Genomic DNA, 18,454 nt, shown 5'->3' with positions numbered 1-18,454 from the left:
TCACTATCAAAAAAAGAAGTAGATTTAATCTTTTTCACATCTCATCATGAGACTTCTAGTAATTTAATTTCTATAAAAAACTTCATGTATACTACTCAAAATAATTCAAAGTAGTATAACCACCGTCCTTTAAATACTACTTTCACACTAATACAATTTCAAATCACTCGCTACCATTTCTTTCACCATAGCGGCTAAATCGTACTGTGGTTTCCATCCCAATTGTGTTTTTGACTTCGTAGGATCGCCTATTAATAAATCCACTTCAGTCGGGCGGTAATACTCTGGATCTACTCTAAGCACAACGGTACCTATCGCTATTTGATACAAAGGATTAGCACAAGAAGCGACAGTAGCCGTTTCATTTTCTTGTTCTCCTTCAAAAGTTAGGGTAACACCTACCTCAGCAAAAGCCATAATCACGAAATCCCTAATATACGTAGTCACACCGGTGGCAATTACATAATCTTCAGGCACGTCTTGTTGTAAAATACGCCACATCGCTTCTACATAATCTTTGGCATGTCCCCAGTCTCTTTGCGAATTCAAGTTTCCTAAGTACAAACAATCTTGCTTTCCTTTGGCAATCGCAGCGACAGCCATGGTGATTTTACGGGTTACAAAAGTTTCCCCACGTCTTGGCGATTCATGATTGAACAGAATCCCATTACAAGCAAACATATTATAGGCTTCACGGTAGTTTTTAGTAATCCAAAAACCATAAATCTTAGCCGCTCCATAAGGCGAACGCGGATAGAAAGGAGAGCTTTCGTCATAAAATCCTGCTGCGTTTTTATTCTCTGCCAATCCGCCATACAATTCAGAAGTAGAAGCTTGGTACACTCTCGTTTTTTTTCCTAAACCTAAAATTCGAACTGCCTCCAAAATCCTCAAGGTTCCCAATCCATCTACATTGGCAACATATTCAGGTGAATCAAAAGATACCTTTACATGAGACATCGCTCCTAAGTTATAGATTTCATCGGGTTGTACTTCCTGTATGATTCGTATAATATTAGTTGAGTCCGTCAAATCTCCATAATGCAATTTAAAATTAACATGGGCTTCATGTTGATCTTGATAGATATGATCAATACGCTGGGTATTAAAAGAAGACGCGCGGCGTTTCACACCATGAACCATATATCCTTTTTCCAATAATAATTCTGCTAAATAAGATCCATCTTGACCCGTGATTCCTGTAACTAATGCTACTTTTTGTGGTGTACTATCCATGATTTTATTGCTTGTTGTTCGTGTATTTTTTATACGATGGTGAATCGTTTATTTGGTTAATTGTTTAATCGTGTGTTGTGATTGAAATTTTGTTATACGATGGTGAATCGTTTATTTGGTTAATTGTTTAATTGGTTAATTGTTTAATTGGTTAATTGGTTAATCGTTTATTTGGTGAACTGGTTATTTGGTTAATCGTTTAATCGTGTGGAAATATTTAAACCTTTCCTAACCGATTAAACTTTTCCTAACCGATTAACCTTTTTAAACAATTAAACTTTTTAAACTTTCTTCTTCAACGTCTCTTTATTATTGATTTGATATTTATAAAGTGAATTTAATTTATTTAAAATAGCATCCAGTTTTATTCTAAGTTCTGTATATTTTTCTTCATTAATATACTTCATATCCAAGGCGGTGTTCAAATGATCTATTGTTTCTAACCCCGTTGAATAGGACATATTAGTAAAATGGGCCTGGTCAAAATTAGAAGATCTTCCAGAACCCTCTGCTAAATTAGCAGAGATACTCGCTGATGACCTATTAATTTGACTGATTAAATCAAATCTTTCTTCTTTTGGAAACCCTTGACTCATCAACTTTATATCAATTTTGAACTTTCTAGCCATTTGATATACTTCTAATTTTTCGAAAGAATAGATGTGGTAGCTCAAATCGGTTATTTGTTTAATTGGTTATTTGTTTAATCGAACTAATGGTTAATTGCTGAATCGAACAAAAGTTTAATTGGTGAACTGATTATTTGTTTATTTGGTGAACTGGTTATTTGGTTAATCGAATGTAAATATTTAAACTTTTCCTAACCAATTAAACTTTTCCTAAACGATTAAACCTTTACTAACCGCTTAACCTTTTTCCTAACCGATTAAACGATTAACCAGTTAATCCTTCCCTACATCTTCACTTCCTTAAATTTATCGATATTCTCTAAAAACCAAGTATACGTCTTCTGTATCCCTTCTTCTAATTGCACTTGATGTTTCCATCCCAAAGCATGCATTTTAGAAATATCCATTAATTTTCTTGGTGTACCATCTGGTTTAGTACGATCCCAAATAATTTCTCCTTGATGTCCAATTATTTTTTGAATGGTTTCTGCCAATTGCTTGATCGTTAAATCCTCCCCCGTTCCTACATTGTATAAATAATCAGGTAGTTTGTTTTCTAATGCAAAAACAACTGACTGTGCCATATCATCTACAAAAAGGAATTCGCGCATAGGTGTTCCGCTACCCCAAAGAGTAACTGGCGCATTATTATTCATTTTTGCTTCATGAAATTTACGCATCATCGCAGGTAAAACATGCGAAGAAGTTAAATCAAAATTATCGTAAGTCCCATACAAATTAGTAGGCATTAGGCTTACATAATCTTTATTGAATTGTTTTCGGATGGCCTGACAGGCTTTTACCCCAGTTATTTTTGCAATCGCGTACCATTCATTGGTGGGTTCTAAAGTATCCGTCAATAAATATTCTTCTTTTAAAGGTTGTGGAGCTAGTTTAGGATAGATACAAGAACTTCCCAAAAAGATAAATTTCTCTACATCAGACTTCATTGCTGAGTCGATTAGATTATTCTGGATTTGCATGTTTTCCATAAGGAACTGATACGGAAAATCATTGTTGGCCAATATCCCTCCTACTTTTGCAGCAGCATCAATAATCACTTCAGGTTTTTCTTTAGCCATAAAAGCAGCCACTTCTTGTTGGTTTCTTAGATCCAACTCCTTACTGGAAGATCCAATAAGATGGGTATACCCTTTTTCAATAAGAGTCCGCCAAATAGCGCTCCCTACCATCCCGTTATGTCCGGCAATGTATATTTTAGTGTCTTTATTCATAATTTTTTAATTCAATAAATCAGAGTTAGCTCTTTCGAGTGCACTATAAACACTCTTAACATCTTGAGAAAATTCTTTTTTCAAAATTAAATTAGCTGTTGGCGTATAAACAAATATGGTATCTTTAACTCCAATGAAAGCAGTATAGTTGTTAGTACCAATCACCATATTTCCGTTTTCATCTACTTTATGCCCAATAGTCAATAAATAATCGTAAACCGATTCAAATGAGCCCAAATCAGACCACGCAAATTGGGATCCAACTACTTTAATTTTTTTACTTCTCTCCATTACTGCATAATCAATACTAATAGAAGGAATATCCATGGATAAATCCAAATCTAAATTCCCTGCTTTATTATTTTCCCAAGCAATTTTCGACTTTTCATATACTTCAGGGTGGAAAGATTTTAGTTCTTCTAATAATACACTGGCTTTAAAACAAAACATTCCACTATTCCACAAAAAGTTCCCTTTAGAAATAAAGGCGGCAGCGGTAACTTGGTTTGGTTTTTCTCTAAAAGAAATGACATCATCTCCTTTGCGCTCTATATACCCATATCCAATTTCTGGTTTTGTTGGTACAATTCCAAAAGTAACAATATACCCATTTAATGCCTTATCAACAGCTTCATTAATAGCATCTTCATACATTTCCATCTCATCAATGATATGATCTGATGGTGTTACAATCAATATATCATCTGGTTCAGATGCAAAGGCTGCAAAAGCAATAGCTGCTGCTGTATTTCGTGGAGTAGATTCAATTATATCTACATATGCAGTATTCGATTTTTCTAAAACATTCCTACTCAAATGACAATTATCAATATTACCTACCACCATCACCTTATCAGCAATATTTCGGTTGCGGTCCACAGTCATCTCAAATAAAGACTTACCGTCAAAAATATCCAAGTATTGCTTAGGCTGACTTTTACGTGATAAAGGCCATAATCGGCTACCTACTCCTCCAGTAAGAATTACGTGCGTAATTGATTTTTTGTTTTCCATGTTTTATTCTTTATTTGTTGTTCGATATTCGTTTTGGCATGACAGTTGCTCTTTTGACGGCGGAAGATTTTTACAATCTTCCATCAACACGATCACCCAAAACTCCTTTTACATCATACAAAATACTATTGGACTTTTGCAATCTTGAAAAATCCAAACTTAAAAAGTCAGTATGGGCTACTCCCAAAACAATGGCATCAAAGGTTGTATTGGGTACGGTATTTACCGTTGCTAATTTATATTCTTTTTTAACCGCTTCCGGATCGGCTAATGGATCATATATCGTAACCGTAATACCATAATCCGTTAAAGCAGCAATCACATCTACAATCTTTGTATTGCGAACATCTGGACAATTCTCTTTGAAAGTAATTCCAAGCATCAAGAGCGTTGCTCCATTGACTGAAACCCCTTTCTTGATCATTAATTTTACTATTTGAGAGGCTACATATTCTCCCATACTGTCATTCAAACGCCTACCCGCTAAAATAATTTCAGGATGGTACCCCATTTCTTGTGCTTTTTGAGCCAAATAGTAAGGATCAACACCGATGCAATGTCCTCCAACCAAACCCGGTTTAAAAGGAAGAAAATTCCATTTGGTTCCTGCGGCTTCTAAAACAGCCTGGGTATCAATATTTAATAAATTAAAAATTTTAGCCAATTCATTTACAAAAGCAATATTAATATCCCGTTGTGAATTTTCAATTACTTTCGCTGCCTCTGCAACTTTTATAGATGGAGCCAAATGGGTTCCAGCTGTAATCACAGACTGATACAAACGATTTACTTTTTGTGCGGTTTCAGGAGTAGAACCCGAAGTTACTTTTAGTATTTTATCAACAGTATGCTCTTTATCTCCAGGATTAATTCTTTCAGGAGAATACCCCACAAAGAAATCAACATTAAATTGTAAACCTGAAATTCTTTCTAAAACAGGTACACATTCTTCTTCTGTTACTCCAGGATAAACCGTAGATTCATAAATGACAGTATCTCCACTTTTTAGTAGTTTACCTACTGTTTCACTGGATTTATATAAAGGAGTCAAATCTGGCCTGTTATTTTTATCAACGGGTGTAGGAACGGTTACAATATAATAATTACAATTAGTCACCTCTTTTAAAATAGATGTGCAGTATAGTCCAATGGCGTTAGTAGTATCATTTAAAAGTACCTTAGTTAATGTTGTAGCATCAATTTCAAGGGTGGCATCATAACCTGCTTTTAATTCTTTTACTCTGGATTCATTTATATCAAACCCAATTACAGGATGTTTAGTAGCAAATAATCGTGCTAGAGGCAAACCAACATAACCCAAACCGATAACTGCTATTTTCAAATTTGATTCCATAATTCAACTAATAGATATTAGCTTTTAGTACTATTAATACAACGCTTCGCGATCCATACTCCCAAAAAAGGAGACGGAAAGTGAAATAATTTTAAGTTTGCAAATATAGCTACTTTATATCGGTCTTTTTCTATCTTTTTCATTTGAAAAGGATTCGAAAAACCCCAAAAACCAAACGAAAAAACACAACAATCTTATTATCAACAACATAAAACGAATACACTCCTTTTTAAACAAAAAAATATCACTAAATTTAGTGATATCTTAATATAGATAAAAAGGTGTGTTTCTTGAGTATTCAAACATTTTTCGAATACTTATTTTACAGCTATAATCCTACTTTAAACTCATTTTCAACACCAAACTCAGAACTAATCTTCTCCCCACCCTCAAATAAACATTCAATTACAACTCGATGACCGATGTTCATTGTTCGATTACCGTTGACCGATGAATCGATATTCGTTGTTCGATGTTCACTTTTTGATGGACGGAAAACGGTTAACCATGAATCGATATTCGTTGTCCGCTTTTTGATGGACGAACGGCTCGGGCTGCGGAACCATACTTTGAGGTAGTTTTTAAGCCTTTGATTTGCAGGCTTGAAATCGAAGATTCATGAATACCAAAAAAACAATAACAACCCATGAATATTTTTTTTTCTTTTTTGATCAAGCAAAAAAGAAAAGAACTCTTTCAAAAAAAACAACTTACTTCTCAAAACTCACTATAACTGAACACTGCTTCCTGAACACTGAATACTCCTTCGCACCACTCCTCTCCCCGCCCTCAAATAAAAAGCATAGAAAAACAACGAAAAAGTGAAGTGGCAGCAGTCCGCGAGTGGAGGACGAAGGACGAACGGCTCGGGCTGCGGAACGGTACTTTGAGGTAGTTTTTAAGCTTTTAATTTGCAGGCTTGAAATCGAAGATTCATGAATACCAAAAAAACAATAACAACCCATGAATATTTTTTGTTTCTTTTGCATCAAGGCAAAAGAAAAGATTCCTTCAAAAAAAACGCACTTCTCACAACTACTTACTTTATACTCATTTTCAGTACACAACCTAATGATTCTAATACAAGAACGTAATGCGTGTTTTTTACTTCCTGAATCACGGCCTCTTGAGCTGTGAAAGGACCAGACTCCAAGGTGATTTTATCTCCAACCTGAAGTGTAGTAATTGCAATATCAACTTTATTAGGCTTGTCAAGCCAAGATTTTATGGTGCTAATTTCATCGTCTCTTACAATAGCAGGTTTACCCAACCAAAATAAATACCTTACAGCACCTGGTGATTGGAATACTAAATTCCGGTCTTCATCAGCTAAATGAACAAAAACATATGAATTAAAAAGTGGTACTTCTACTTTTTTCTTTCTATCTGACCATTGATGTATTTTTATAATCAATGGACAATAACATTCTACACCAGCATTCGTTAACTGTTCAGCTACTTTTTTCTCCCATTTCGGTTTTGTATAAACAACATACCAATTCATCATTTATATAGTATTCTAATAAAATTAGTTTTTAGTTTAAGTAATTGACATAACGTTTAAAACACATAACGCAGTAATAAATAACTACTTTTCAGCTTTGTAACTTTTGTCCCTAAACACCTTTACGATCCTATTCCTTGGTAAATAAACCCAATAGATTCTAATGCTACACGATTTAATATATTTCTTCCATCAAAGACAAAAGCAGGCTTTTGCATCCCATCATAAATTTTTTGCCAGTCATATGCTATAAACTCATCCCATTCCGTCAAAACGGCTATAGCATGTGCAGACGCACAAGCTTCATAAGGACTCGAAAACGAAGTTACATTGGCACTATTTTTCTCAGAAGTTCTCGTTTCAAGATAATCCAAATCTGCTAGTACTTTTTTAGAAGATACCTTAGGGTCATATACTGCAATTTGAGCTTGTTCATTTATTAAATCATCCGCAATATAAATAGCCGCAGATTCTCTTGTATCGTTGGTGTCTTTTTTAAAGGCCCAACCTAAAAATGCTATTTTTTTATCGGCAACCGTATTATAAAGCGTTTGAACCATTTTATTAGAAAAACGCCTTTTTTGGTGGTCATTCATTATAATAACTTGCTCCCAATAATCAGCCACTTCATTCAATCCATAGGATTTAGCAATGTATACTAAATTTAAGATGTCTTTTTGAAAACAAGAACCTCCAAAACCAACAGATGCTTTTAGAAACTTAGGACCAATTCTACTATCCATTCCAATAGCTCTTGCTACTTCGTTCACATCAGCACCCGTTTTTTCACAAAGTTCAGACATGGCATTAACTGATGAGATTCGTTGTGCTAGAAAAGCATTAGCTGTCAGTTTAGACAATTCAGATGACCAAACGTTTGTAGTTAATATCTTATCTGCAGGAACCCAATTTGCATAAACATCAACTAGTGACTGTATGGCTTTTTGCCCCTCTACTGATGTGTCTCCACCTATTAATATTCGGTCAGGATTCAATAAGTCAGTAACTGCAGTTCCTTCTGCCAAAAACTCAGGATTAGAAAGAATCTGAAATTGAACACCATTTCCTGTATTGTCTAAAATACTTTTAATCGCTTCAGCGGTTCTAACTGGCAAGGTTGATTTCTCCACCACTATTTTATTGTCTTTTGCTATACGAGCAATTTGTCTCGCACACAACTCAATGTACTTTAAATCAGCAGCCATTCCTTTCCCTTTTCCATAGGTTTTAGTAGGCGTATTTACTGATATAAAAATAATCTGAGCCTCATCAATTGCTTTTTCTACATTAGTAGAGAAAAACAAATTTCTTCCTCTAGCCTCAGCAACAATATCAGAAAGTCCTGGTTCATAGATTGGAATATTATCCACATTCTCATCATTCCATGCCGCAATTCTTTCTTCATTTAAGTCAACAACTGTAACCTGAATATGCGGACATTTTTGTGCAATAACTGCCATTGTAGGACCTCCAACATAACCAGCTCCTATGCAACAAATTTTTGTAATACTCATTTTTTAACTTTTAAATTTGTAACCTTATTTATTTTTAATTTTTTACTTCAAATTTTTCCAATACCAATCTACTGCTTCTTTTAACCCTTCTTGCAAAGAATATTTAGGATCATAACCTAACAATCCTTTTGCTTTATCAATACTAGCCAAAGAATGAGGAATATCCCCTTCTCTGTCGGGACCATACTCTACTTCTATATTTGCAATTTTAGAATCGTATTTTGATAAATACTCTTTTAAATAACTTACTAAATTATTCAATGTATTTCGATCTCCATAAGCAGTATTATAAACGGTATTAATTGCTAAAGGATTCTGAGTTGTCATAGCCAATTCATTCATTTGGATTACATTATCTATATAAGTGAAATCACGTGAAAAATTCCCATCCCCGTTAATTTTTGGACTTTCATGCTGCATTAACTGCATCACAAATTTTGGTATCACGGCGGCATACGCCCCTTTTGGATCTTGTTTTCTACCAAACACATTAAAATATCGCAACCCAATTGTTTCTAATCCATAGGTTTTACTAAAGGTTTCCGCATACAATTCGTTAACATATTTTGTTATAGCATAAGGAGATAATGGCTTCCCTATCACTTCTTCAACCTTTGGTAAACCAACTGAGTCTCCATAAGTAGAGGAACTTGCAGCATAAATAAATCGCTTCACTTTTGCCTCTCTTGAAGCAACCAACATATTCAAAAAACCAGAAACATTAACATCATTTGTCGTAATTGGATCATTAATAGATCGTGGAACAGAGCCAAGGGCTGCTTGATGCAAAACATAGTCAACGCCTTTCACCGCATTCGCACAATCAATTACATTACGAATATCTCCTTCTATTAATTTAAAATTAGGATGATTTATAAAACCCTTCAAATTGTACCTATGCCCCGTTGCAAAATTATCCAAACAAATAACTTTGTATTCTTTTTCCAAAAAATATTCGCACAGATTAGAGCCTATAAATCCAGCTCCACCAGTAATTAAAAGTGTACTTTTTGTTTCTTGTTTCATCTCCAAATACTTTAAATCAAGTTTTATACTTTACGGAATGTACTAATAACTTTTTGAATAATCGATTTTGGCTTGTCATCATCATGATATCCATTTGAATAAGGTCCATATCCGTAGCCATAGCCATAACCGTATCCATAACCCGCACCATATTTTGCCTTATTCTCAAAGCCATTAAAAATGATACTTGCATTATCCAGTTCTCCTCGTTTAATTCTATTGTTTAACAAAGTAATCATTTCTTTCTTTGAGAAATTTTGCCTAACTATATATAAAGTAACATCCGAATATTGAGACAACTCTAATGCGTCAGACACAAGTCCAACTGGTGGTGTGTCCAAAATAATATAATCGTATTTCTCCTTTAATTCTTCCATTAATTTCCCCATACCATCTCCCATAAGTAGCTCTGAAGGATTAGGAGGAACAGGCCCTGAAAGAATAACATCAAGATAGGGAATCTGTGTATGATTTATTATTTCATCAACACTTTTTTGTTTAATTAAATAATTTACAATTCCCACATCATTCGCTAAATTAAATTCATCAAATAACTTAGGTTTTCTTAAATCCAATCCTATAATTACCGTCTTTTTTTCACTTAATGCAAATACAGTAGCAATATTTATAGAACAAAATGTTTTCCCTTCAGCACTGACCGAAGATGTTATCATAAGTGTTTTTGCACCCTCAACATTTTGCTGTTTATATAAAAATTGAAGTGATGATCGAATGGCCCTAAAAGATTCTGACAAGGCTGATTTTGGCCTGTCATAAACGGCCAAATCTGTAATTTCTTTATTTAATCCAACTACCCCAATTATAGGACTTTTTGTTAACTTACTAATGTCTTCTGTATTCTGAATCGAATTATTAATAAAAAAAATAATAAACACAAAAAGCAAAGGAAATAGAATCCCAAGAAACAGAGCTAAAACATAATTCACCGATGTTTTAGGACCAATTAATCCACCACCAATATCTTTTGCAGGATCAATAAAATGAATATCTGATAAATTGGCTGCTTTAACAATATCTGCCTCACTTCTTTTTTGCAAAAAAGTGCTATAGATATTATCACTTAGATCATACTTTCGCTTAATTTTAATCAACTCTTGCTGATCATCAGGAAGTGCTTTAATGGTACTTTCTGCTTGATTAATTTTACTGTTAACCATTGCTAAATCAAACTCTAAAGAAGATTTAGCCGATGCTATGTTCACTAGCAAAACATTTTTAACGGCCTCCATTTGATTATCAAAATCCTTGAATATTTTTTCGCTTTTTACTGCATAGGCCATTTCAGATCTTTGAGTAGATAACGCAATCAACTTAGATATGTTAACGGCAATATTTGGATCTTCAATTCCTGCCACTGATGGAGCCGGTAGTCTAGAATAATCAACACTATTCTTCAAATAAGACTTTAAAGAATTATAATAGGCCATTTTACGAGTAATCTCATCTTTCTTTACATCAAATTCTAACATTTGATCCGAAAACTTACCACCACCTTCTTCAATATCGTATATATTTTTACCCTTCCTAAATGTTTTTAACTCATTCCCTGTTTCTTTTAACTGGGATTCCATTGCAACTAGCGTACTATCTATAAAACCTATTGTATTTGTAGCAAATCGATTTTTATCATCTAATTGTCTTTTAATAAGCATCTTTACAGTCGAATTCAAATACTCAACCATTCTTGCCTTATTTCCTCCCTGCATTCCCAAGGTAATTATAGATGCCCCTTTATCATCTGAACGAACATTTATACCTTTATAACGAGAAACAGTTCCGTCAAAATCATTAAAACGCACAAAATATTCATTCCCTTTATAAAAACCTGGGTTGCCTTTTATTAGTAATTTCCAATTTAAGAAAGGCAAGGAAACCTGTTCTCCTACTTTATATTTTTTTACAAATTCACCCACAGCCACAGCCGTGCTACTATAGGAGTTATCCGTATAGTTGATTATTGAAACAGCATTATTCTCAAAAGGGATTTTGATTTCATACTCGGTATCACTAAGAAATTTAATACTAATTAGATTACCTGCAATTTGTCCTTTTGCTTTATCAATACTTACATAAAAAGGTACAGCCCCATAGGCATCCACCATATTGTATTTCCCTTGAGTCAGATAATCAATGTAATACTGCAGTTTATCGACGACCAACTCATTATGGGAACGCGATTGAAGTGTAGTAGAAATAGTCTGAACCTGATCAGACGTTCCTCCCCAATTAAAAACTAAACTAGTATTGGAGGTAAAAAGAGGATTACTTTCTTCTTTTACAGAAATAACCGTCTCCATACTAAACACCTTTTCCTTACGAATATTTACTTGGTAAGCAATCGTAAATGTAATCAGTAAGCTGATAAGAAACCATTTCCAGTAGCTTCCGATTTTTATCAAAAAACCCTTAAAGTCAAAACTTACTTGGTTTTCAAAAATCGAAAAATCTTTTATATCTAACATTCTTTGAAATGTATTTTAATTTTTTAATAATAAAAAAGTAGTTGTAGCCAATGATAATAAAGTTATAATCGTCCCTAAAGATTCTATACCCGTTTTTCCTGTTCCCCAAGTTTTTTGCTTGAGTGGCTTAACATATATATAATCATTAGGTTGCAAATAAAAATAAGGAGAATTCATTACATTGATATCCGTCAAATCGATATCATGCATCTCACTTCCAGTGGGAGATTGTCTTATTATGGTAACCGCTTTTCTATTTCCGGTAATCGTAATATCACCCGAATTAGCAATTGCTTCCATTATATTTACATGATCTTGAAACAAAATTTTAGTACCCGTACTACCAACTTCACCATTTATTGTGTATTTGAATCCAGCCAATCTAACGGTTACAAATATATTCGCTTCCTTTTTAAAATATTCTTCCAGCAATTGTTTCTCGATTCTAATTCTTATTTCATCAAGAGTATATCCAATAACATTTAGTTCTCCCAAAATTGGCATTCTTATATTCCCATGATCATCAACAGTAAAACCACTAAAATACAGTTCTGATTCAGACTTTCCAGCTTCAGCACTTTCAGTTGTGCTAAAAATTGCCACTAATTTTGGATCAATTGCTTTTATATTGATACTTAAAACATCATTTGTTTGCAATCGATACGGCTTTGACATAACTGCAGAAATAGAATTTTCGGTAGTTACACCGTCTTTATTTTGCAAATAAATTAAATCATGAGTTGAAATACACGAAGTTAATAACACACTAATACTTAGCAATAAATAGAATATATTCTTGTTCATTATTTTATTTTAGGTAACAAATATAGCTTTTCATTCACTATATTAAAAGTTTAGTTATTTTTAATATAAATTAATTATTTTTGAATGACTTTTCAAATGGAACTCTTTGCAATATACTTCTCCCCAAAGTAACTTCATCCGCATATTCAAGTTCATCACCAACAGCAATTCCTCGAGCAATTGTTGATACTACAACATCAGAATGGGCAATTTGTTTGAAAATATAAAAATTTGTTGTGTCCCCTTCCATTGTGGAGCTTAACGCAAAGATTACCTCGCTTACATTTCCCAATTTTACCTTTTCAACAAGAGTACTAATTTTTAACTGACTAGGACCCACCCCATCAATAGGCGAAATTTTCCCTCCCAACACATGATATATTCCCCTAAACTGTCCTGTGTTTTCAATAGCCATTACATCGCGAATGTCTTCAACTACACACACAATTTGATGGTTTCTATTTTTATTGGCACAAATTTCACAAGTAACACTGTCCGAAATATTATGGCAATTCTCACAATATTTGATATCCTCTCGCATATTTATTAATGCTTGAGCTAAAAAACCAGTTTGCTCTTTGGGTTGTTTCAATAAATGCAGTGCCAAACGCAAAGCAGATCTTTTACCTATACCAGGTAATTGAGCTATTTCGTTTACTGCTTTCTCTATTAATTTTGAAGAAAATTCCATAACTACAAATGTAACAAATTGTTTATTTAATTATTGCGTTATTTCTTGAATCCATCTTGTAAAACCGCACTTTTTTAAATAAACAAACTAACAAATTTCCCATTAAACAAAAAATTGTATTTTGGCTCTTCAAAATACAAAAGATGACACCATTCGTAATTCTATCACTTATCCTTATTTACTTCGGAATCTTATTTACGATTTCTCATATTACGAGTAAAAACAACAGTGGAAATGAAGCTTTTTTTAAAGCCAATAAAAACTCAAAATGGTATCTAGTTGCTTTTGGAATGATAGGAACAGCTCTTTCTGGCGTGACTTTCATCTCCGTACCTGGTGAAGTGGGCGCGCCTAGTGGTGAGCAATTCAAGTATTTTCAATTTGTTTTAGGAAATGCCATAGGTTTTATAATTATTGCAAAAATCCTACTGCCACTATACTACCGAATGAATTTGACTTCTATTTATGGCTATATCGAAAGAAGACTTGGGACTTACTCATACAAAACTGCCGCTACTATTTTTCTTATCAGTAGAACTATTGGATCTGCATTTCGATTATATCTTGTTGTTATCGTCTTACAACGCTTTGTATTTGATTTTTATGGAATCCCTTTTGCTGCTACAGTATTGATTTCATTGGCATTAATTTTTGCCTATACCTATCGAGGGGGATTAAAAACAATTATCATCACAGATACTTTACAAACTCTTTTCCTCGTTACCTCCGTATTCCTAACTATTTATTTTATTTGCCAAAGTTTAAACCTGAGCTTTATAGATGCTTTTGAAGAAGTAAAAAACAGTAATTATTCTAAAATATTTTTCTTTGAAAATTTCTTGACGAGTAAATTTCACTTTGTTAAACAAATCCTGGGGGGTATATTTGTTACTATAGCCATGGTTGGGTTAGACCAGGATTTAATGCAAAAAAACTTGAGTTGCGCCACTATAGGCGAGGCTCAAAAAAACATGTTTACATTTACTGGAATTTTTGTTCTAATTAATATATTCTTCTTGAGCGTTGGGGCACTATTGTATATTTACGCCGCTAAAAATGGAATTGAAGTTCCTACGGATTTAGTTACGGGCAAACCAAGGACTGATTTACTTTTTCCTGAAATTGCATTTCATCACTTGAGTCTTATTCCGTCCATTATATTTCTATTGGGACTGACAGCAGCGACATTTGCTACTACAGATTCAGCACTAACAGCACTTACGACTTCTTTTTGTGTCGATTTTTTAAATATGGATAAAACCGAAAATTTAAACAAACCTAATGTAGTGCGAACAAGACATTTTGTTCACGTAGGCTTTTCGTTTTTAATGTTTCTAGTAATTGTATTCTTTAATGCAGTAAACGATAGCTCAGTGGTAGGAATGATATTTAGAGTTGCTTCTTATACTTACGGACCATTATTAGGGCTTTATTGTTTTGGGCTATTTATGAAATCAAAAACAGTAATAGATAAATTAGTACCAATAGTTTGCGTCTTATCTCCAGCAATTACTTTTTTAATAAGTGAGAATTCAAAAGCATTGTTTTTTGGATACGTTTTTGACAACGAATTAATCATCATTAACGGTCTGATTACTTTTTCTGGGTTACTTTTAATAAGCAAATCATCCACAGAAAAAATAACGTTCTAGATTTTTAGCCCTGATAGCAGTGGAAATCCTTTTCCTTTTTTCCTTTAAAAAAGGAAAAGATTGCAACGGATAGCAGGAATTAGCTCCTATAAAAATTAATATCTATTAGTCGTCAATAGCACTAACGTACACGCTACCTCCGACTTTATATTGTTTAATTCTAAAAGTTGATACAACTCAGGATTCTCTGTTCCAGGATTAAAAATCACACGTTTTGGCTTTGCCTCTACTATATAATTGTAATAATCACGTTGACGAGCAGGGTTTAAATACAAACTTATTGTATCAATATTTGACAAAGGAATCGCTTTAGTCTTAATTTTAATTCCGGCTACTTCACCATTGTTTTGCCCAATTGCCAAAACAGAGTGCCCTTTATCAACAAGCATTGTAATTGCTTTAAAAGCATATCTTTCTGGTTTTGTTGAAGCACCAAGAACTAAAGTTTTTTTATTTTTCATTGTATTGCAATTATTTATTTTTTGCAAAAGTAGTGAAATACTATAGCTTGTTTTCAATTAAATTAATATCTTTCATTTTTTCTAAAGTAAAAATCATTTTCTTTTTCTTTTTATTATAACCTTTTCTTAAACTAAAGGAGACTCTTTTCTTGAATCAAACACACTAATTTCGCAAAAAAACATGGAACTTTTTATTTATTTATTTGCTGCGCTTTTCTCCGTTTTAAACCCAATTGGAACTGTTCCTATTTTTGTAGGACTCACCATGGACGATGACAAAAAAGAACGTTCCAGAATTTCATTATGGACCGCTATCAATGTTTTTATCATTTTAATTATCTCGTTTTTCTTTGGTGAATACGTTTTGTCTTTCTTTGGAATAAGTATTGAAGCATTACGTATCGCTGGCGGTATTATTATCGCCACATCAGGATTTTCATTACTAACAGGGAATTTCAACAAGAAAAGAGGGGTAAATAAAAAGGTAGAGAATGATGCGCAAAAAAGAAACGACATTGCTTTAACACCTCTTGCTATTCCAATGCTAGCTGGCCCTGGTTCTATCTCATTACTGATTGCTTTTTATCACGAACACCAAAACATATCGGATATTATTATTTCTGTTTTAGCTATTTTAGCCGTTGCCATTGCTATTTTCATCACATTAAAAAGCGCTCATTATTTAGCAAAAATACTGGGAGCTTCAGGAATTGTAGCTATTTCAAGAATAGTAGGTTTTATTGTTATTGCAATTGGGGTTCAATACATTATTAGCTCAATCATAACAATTGTCGAAACCAATTTTATGAAGTAAATAAAGAAGATAAAAAATAAAAATGCCCCAAAAAGTAATTCTACTTCTTGGGGCATTCTAAATTAAGATCTTTTATGAGTTAAACTCTAGGCAAAAATATTTCTGCCATCATGCATCTGGCACTTCCACCACCGCAAGCCTCTATTGTGTCTAAACTTGAACTTAGAATTGTAGCATGTTTTTCTAATTGTTCAATTTGTTTTGGTTTCAAGCTTTGATGCGCTGCAGCACTCATTACAAGGTATCTCTTATCATCCGCTCCACGAACTTCAAGCATATTTCCTGCAAAATTATTTACTTGAGCTTCTGTGATTAAAATGATTTCTTTACCATCCTTTTTTAGGTTTTCTAAAACCATTTTGCGTTCTTTCTTGTCATCTATACAATCTGCACAAATAACTGCAAAAGTTTCACCCAAACACATCATTACATTAGTGTGATAGATAAGTTTTCTCTCCCCATTGACCGTTTGAAAAGCTTCGAATAAAACAGGTGCATAATCAAAGTCTTCACAGAATTCTATAAACAACTCTTCATCGGCTCTAGGAGATAATGCACAATATGCTTTTTCATTGGCTCTATCAAGAAGTAGACTTCCTGTTCCTTCCAAGAAAAAACCATCTTCTTCAGCAGAAGTATAATCAACAATATTTTCGATTTTAAATCCTTTTTCTTCTAAATCATCCAAAATTTCCTCACGACGTTCCACACGACGATTTTCGGCAAACATAGGGTAAAGAGCCACATCTCCATTTTCATGAAAAGAAACCCAGTTATTTGGAAAAATACTATCTGGTGTATCTGGATTTAAAGTATCATCCACAACCGTAACATCAACACCAACAGCTCTCAGTTTTTCAACAAAAGTGTCAAATTCTTGTTGTGCTTTAGCATTTACTGTTGCTGGTAAAAGTCCATCCAGCACTTTTTGATAATAATTATTTACAGCCGTTTGTTCATTCATACGAAACGCCACCGGGCGAATCATTAAAATAGAATTAGTTGTTTGTTTCATTTTGATTATTTTAAATTATTGAGACGCACTACCATGCATCTCTACTGTAAATTATTCTCTAATTAATGGCAAAGTCGAACATCTCAACAAACCTTCTTGTTTAGAAATTTCTGCATATGGAATTTCTTCCACAATAAATCCATTCGATCTTAACCAGTCATTTAGTCTTGTAAAATTTCTTTCCGAGACTACCACATTTGTATCTATTGAAAATATATTCGAATTCATATGATACATTTCCTCTCTTGTAATATGAAATAAATTGTCTTCTCCGAATAAATCTACTAAATACATATAATCTGCTTCAGATCTAAATCCGCCTTTATAAATTATTCCTTTATTTAGACCAACTGATTGAAAACAACAATCTAGATGTAAAGCATTATCTCTTGCTTGCGTTTTAGATTTAACCAAATCAAATTCTTTGACAATCTTATTAGGGAACAAATCTTTAATAAATTGGACTCCTTCTTTATTTGTCCTTGCTGTTATATAATCCGCATAGTCACTTCCCTTGTAAGTACCAACAAAAATATAATTATTCCACAACATAACATCACCACCTTCTATATGTACATTTTCAGGAGGGCGTACCACTTTGATTGGATTAATTTGATCAATTATATACTGGATTGCATCCAATTCCATTTCACGATCAGGTAAAATATTGGATTTAATAAAAGTGTCATCAATAACAAATCCAATATCTCTAGTAAATATCTGATTACAATTATCAATTAACTCAGGTCTAAAAACTGTTACCTGGTATTTTTTCAGCACAGCATGAAAAGCCTCCATTTCAGCAACCATGTCTTCCTCTACTGGGTAAGTTCCCGCTAAAATATGCTCCAATGATTTAGGATCATATGCCTCATCAATTGAAGGAGTTGGTCCGTTACTAACTGCAGTCCCTAACACAACAGCTCTCAACTTTGAAGTCTCATTATTTACTTTTAATTCTAGCATATGTTTTTATAATATTTTAGACAAAGATAAAAAAAAAGCCTCACTAGTAGTGAAGC

16 protein-coding genes are annotated in these 18,454 nt (G+C 33.4%); 2 read left to right on the top strand and 14 right to left on the bottom strand.

The window, feature by feature from the left end; translation table 11 throughout:
* Positions 1 to 147 precede the first annotated feature (147 nt).
* From gmd to recR, 11 genes are all read right to left on the bottom strand, one after another.
* Positions 148 to 1,236 carry a GDP-mannose 4,6-dehydratase gene (gmd, locus tag AB3G33_RS06870; protein ID WP_367773601.1) on the bottom strand — a complete coding sequence of 363 codons (1,089 nt, stop codon included), beginning with the start codon at positions 1,234 to 1,236 and terminating at the stop codon, positions 148 to 150.
* Positions 1,237 to 1,517: 281 nt separating this feature from the next.
* On the bottom strand, positions 1,518 to 1,910 hold the full coding sequence (locus tag AB3G33_RS06865; RefSeq protein WP_367773599.1) for a four helix bundle protein: 393 nt from the start codon (positions 1,908 to 1,910) through the stop codon (positions 1,518 to 1,520).
* Positions 1,911 to 2,149: 239 nt separating this feature from the next.
* On the bottom strand, positions 2,150 to 3,100 hold the full coding sequence (locus AB3G33_RS06860) for a GDP-L-fucose synthase family protein (protein WP_367773597.1): 951 nt from the start codon (positions 3,098 to 3,100) through the stop codon (positions 2,150 to 2,152).
* A gap of 6 nt (positions 3,101 to 3,106) precedes the next feature.
* Positions 3,107 to 4,114, bottom strand: coding sequence for a mannose-1-phosphate guanylyltransferase (locus AB3G33_RS06855; protein ID WP_367773596.1), 1,008 nt, complete (start codon positions 4,112 to 4,114; stop codon positions 3,107 to 3,109).
* A 70-nt stretch (positions 4,115 to 4,184) separates the two neighbouring features.
* The gene (locus AB3G33_RS06850; RefSeq protein ID WP_367773594.1) at positions 4,185 to 5,468 is read right to left on the bottom strand and encodes a nucleotide sugar dehydrogenase; all 1,284 of its coding nucleotides are present in this window, start codon (positions 5,466 to 5,468) and stop codon (positions 4,185 to 4,187) included.
* Between the two features lie 1,039 nt (positions 5,469 to 6,507).
* The gene (locus AB3G33_RS06845) at positions 6,508 to 6,975 is read right to left on the bottom strand and encodes a UpxY family transcription antiterminator (RefSeq protein ID WP_367773592.1); all 468 of its coding nucleotides are present in this window, start codon (positions 6,973 to 6,975) and stop codon (positions 6,508 to 6,510) included.
* A 119-nt stretch (positions 6,976 to 7,094) separates the two neighbouring features.
* Positions 7,095 to 8,486, bottom strand: a complete 1,392-nt coding sequence (locus AB3G33_RS06840; RefSeq protein ID WP_367773590.1) for a UDP-glucose 6-dehydrogenase — start codon at positions 8,484 to 8,486, stop codon at positions 7,095 to 7,097.
* A 42-nt stretch (positions 8,487 to 8,528) separates the two neighbouring features.
* Complete coding sequence (locus AB3G33_RS06835) at positions 8,529 to 9,512, bottom strand: SDR family oxidoreductase (protein WP_367773588.1); 984 nt, start codon at positions 9,510 to 9,512, stop codon at positions 8,529 to 8,531.
* A gap of 23 nt (positions 9,513 to 9,535) precedes the next feature.
* A complete protein-coding gene (locus AB3G33_RS06830; RefSeq protein WP_367773586.1) occupies positions 9,536 to 11,995 on the bottom strand; it encodes a polysaccharide biosynthesis tyrosine autokinase in 2,460 nt (819 codons plus the stop codon).
* A gap of 15 nt (positions 11,996 to 12,010) precedes the next feature.
* On the bottom strand, positions 12,011 to 12,799 hold the full coding sequence (locus tag AB3G33_RS06825; protein ID WP_367773584.1) for a polysaccharide biosynthesis/export family protein: 789 nt from the start codon (positions 12,797 to 12,799) through the stop codon (positions 12,011 to 12,013).
* 70 nt (positions 12,800 to 12,869) lie between these two features.
* Positions 12,870 to 13,490, bottom strand: a complete 621-nt coding sequence (gene recR, locus AB3G33_RS06820; RefSeq protein ID WP_367773582.1) for a recombination mediator RecR — start codon at positions 13,488 to 13,490, stop codon at positions 12,870 to 12,872.
* Between the two features lie 143 nt (positions 13,491 to 13,633).
* Here recR and AB3G33_RS06815 point away from each other — a divergent pair, with 143 nt between their 5' ends.
* Complete coding sequence (locus AB3G33_RS06815) at positions 13,634 to 15,142, top strand: sodium:solute symporter (RefSeq protein WP_367773580.1); 1,509 nt, start codon at positions 13,634 to 13,636, stop codon at positions 15,140 to 15,142.
* A gap of 95 nt (positions 15,143 to 15,237) precedes the next feature.
* Here the strand turns inward: AB3G33_RS06815 and AB3G33_RS06810 are convergent, their stop codons facing one another.
* Positions 15,238 to 15,603, bottom strand: coding sequence for a CoA-binding protein (locus AB3G33_RS06810; RefSeq protein WP_367773577.1), 366 nt, complete (start codon positions 15,601 to 15,603; stop codon positions 15,238 to 15,240).
* Between the two features lie 181 nt (positions 15,604 to 15,784).
* On the opposite strand from AB3G33_RS06810, the gene AB3G33_RS06805 reads away from it, so the two are divergent.
* On the top strand, positions 15,785 to 16,417 hold the full coding sequence (locus AB3G33_RS06805; RefSeq protein WP_367757235.1) for a MarC family NAAT transporter: 633 nt from the start codon (positions 15,785 to 15,787) through the stop codon (positions 16,415 to 16,417).
* A gap of 79 nt (positions 16,418 to 16,496) precedes the next feature.
* Here the strand turns inward: AB3G33_RS06805 and ctlX are convergent, their stop codons facing one another.
* Positions 16,497 to 17,432, bottom strand: coding sequence for a citrulline utilization hydrolase CtlX (gene ctlX / locus AB3G33_RS06800; RefSeq protein WP_367773575.1), 936 nt, complete (start codon positions 17,430 to 17,432; stop codon positions 16,497 to 16,499).
* A 51-nt stretch (positions 17,433 to 17,483) separates the two neighbouring features.
* The gene (locus AB3G33_RS06795; protein ID WP_367773573.1) at positions 17,484 to 18,398 is read right to left on the bottom strand and encodes a dimethylarginine dimethylaminohydrolase family protein; all 915 of its coding nucleotides are present in this window, start codon (positions 18,396 to 18,398) and stop codon (positions 17,484 to 17,486) included.
* Positions 18,399 to 18,454: the final 56 nt, after the last annotated feature.

It is taken from the genome of Flavobacterium sp. WC2421 (assembly GCF_040822115.1).
GTDB lineage: Bacteria > Bacteroidota > Bacteroidia > Flavobacteriales > Flavobacteriaceae > Flavobacterium.
The sequence above is the reverse complement of the archived record's forward strand: the minus strand, read 5'-3'. Positions and strand labels throughout refer to the sequence as shown.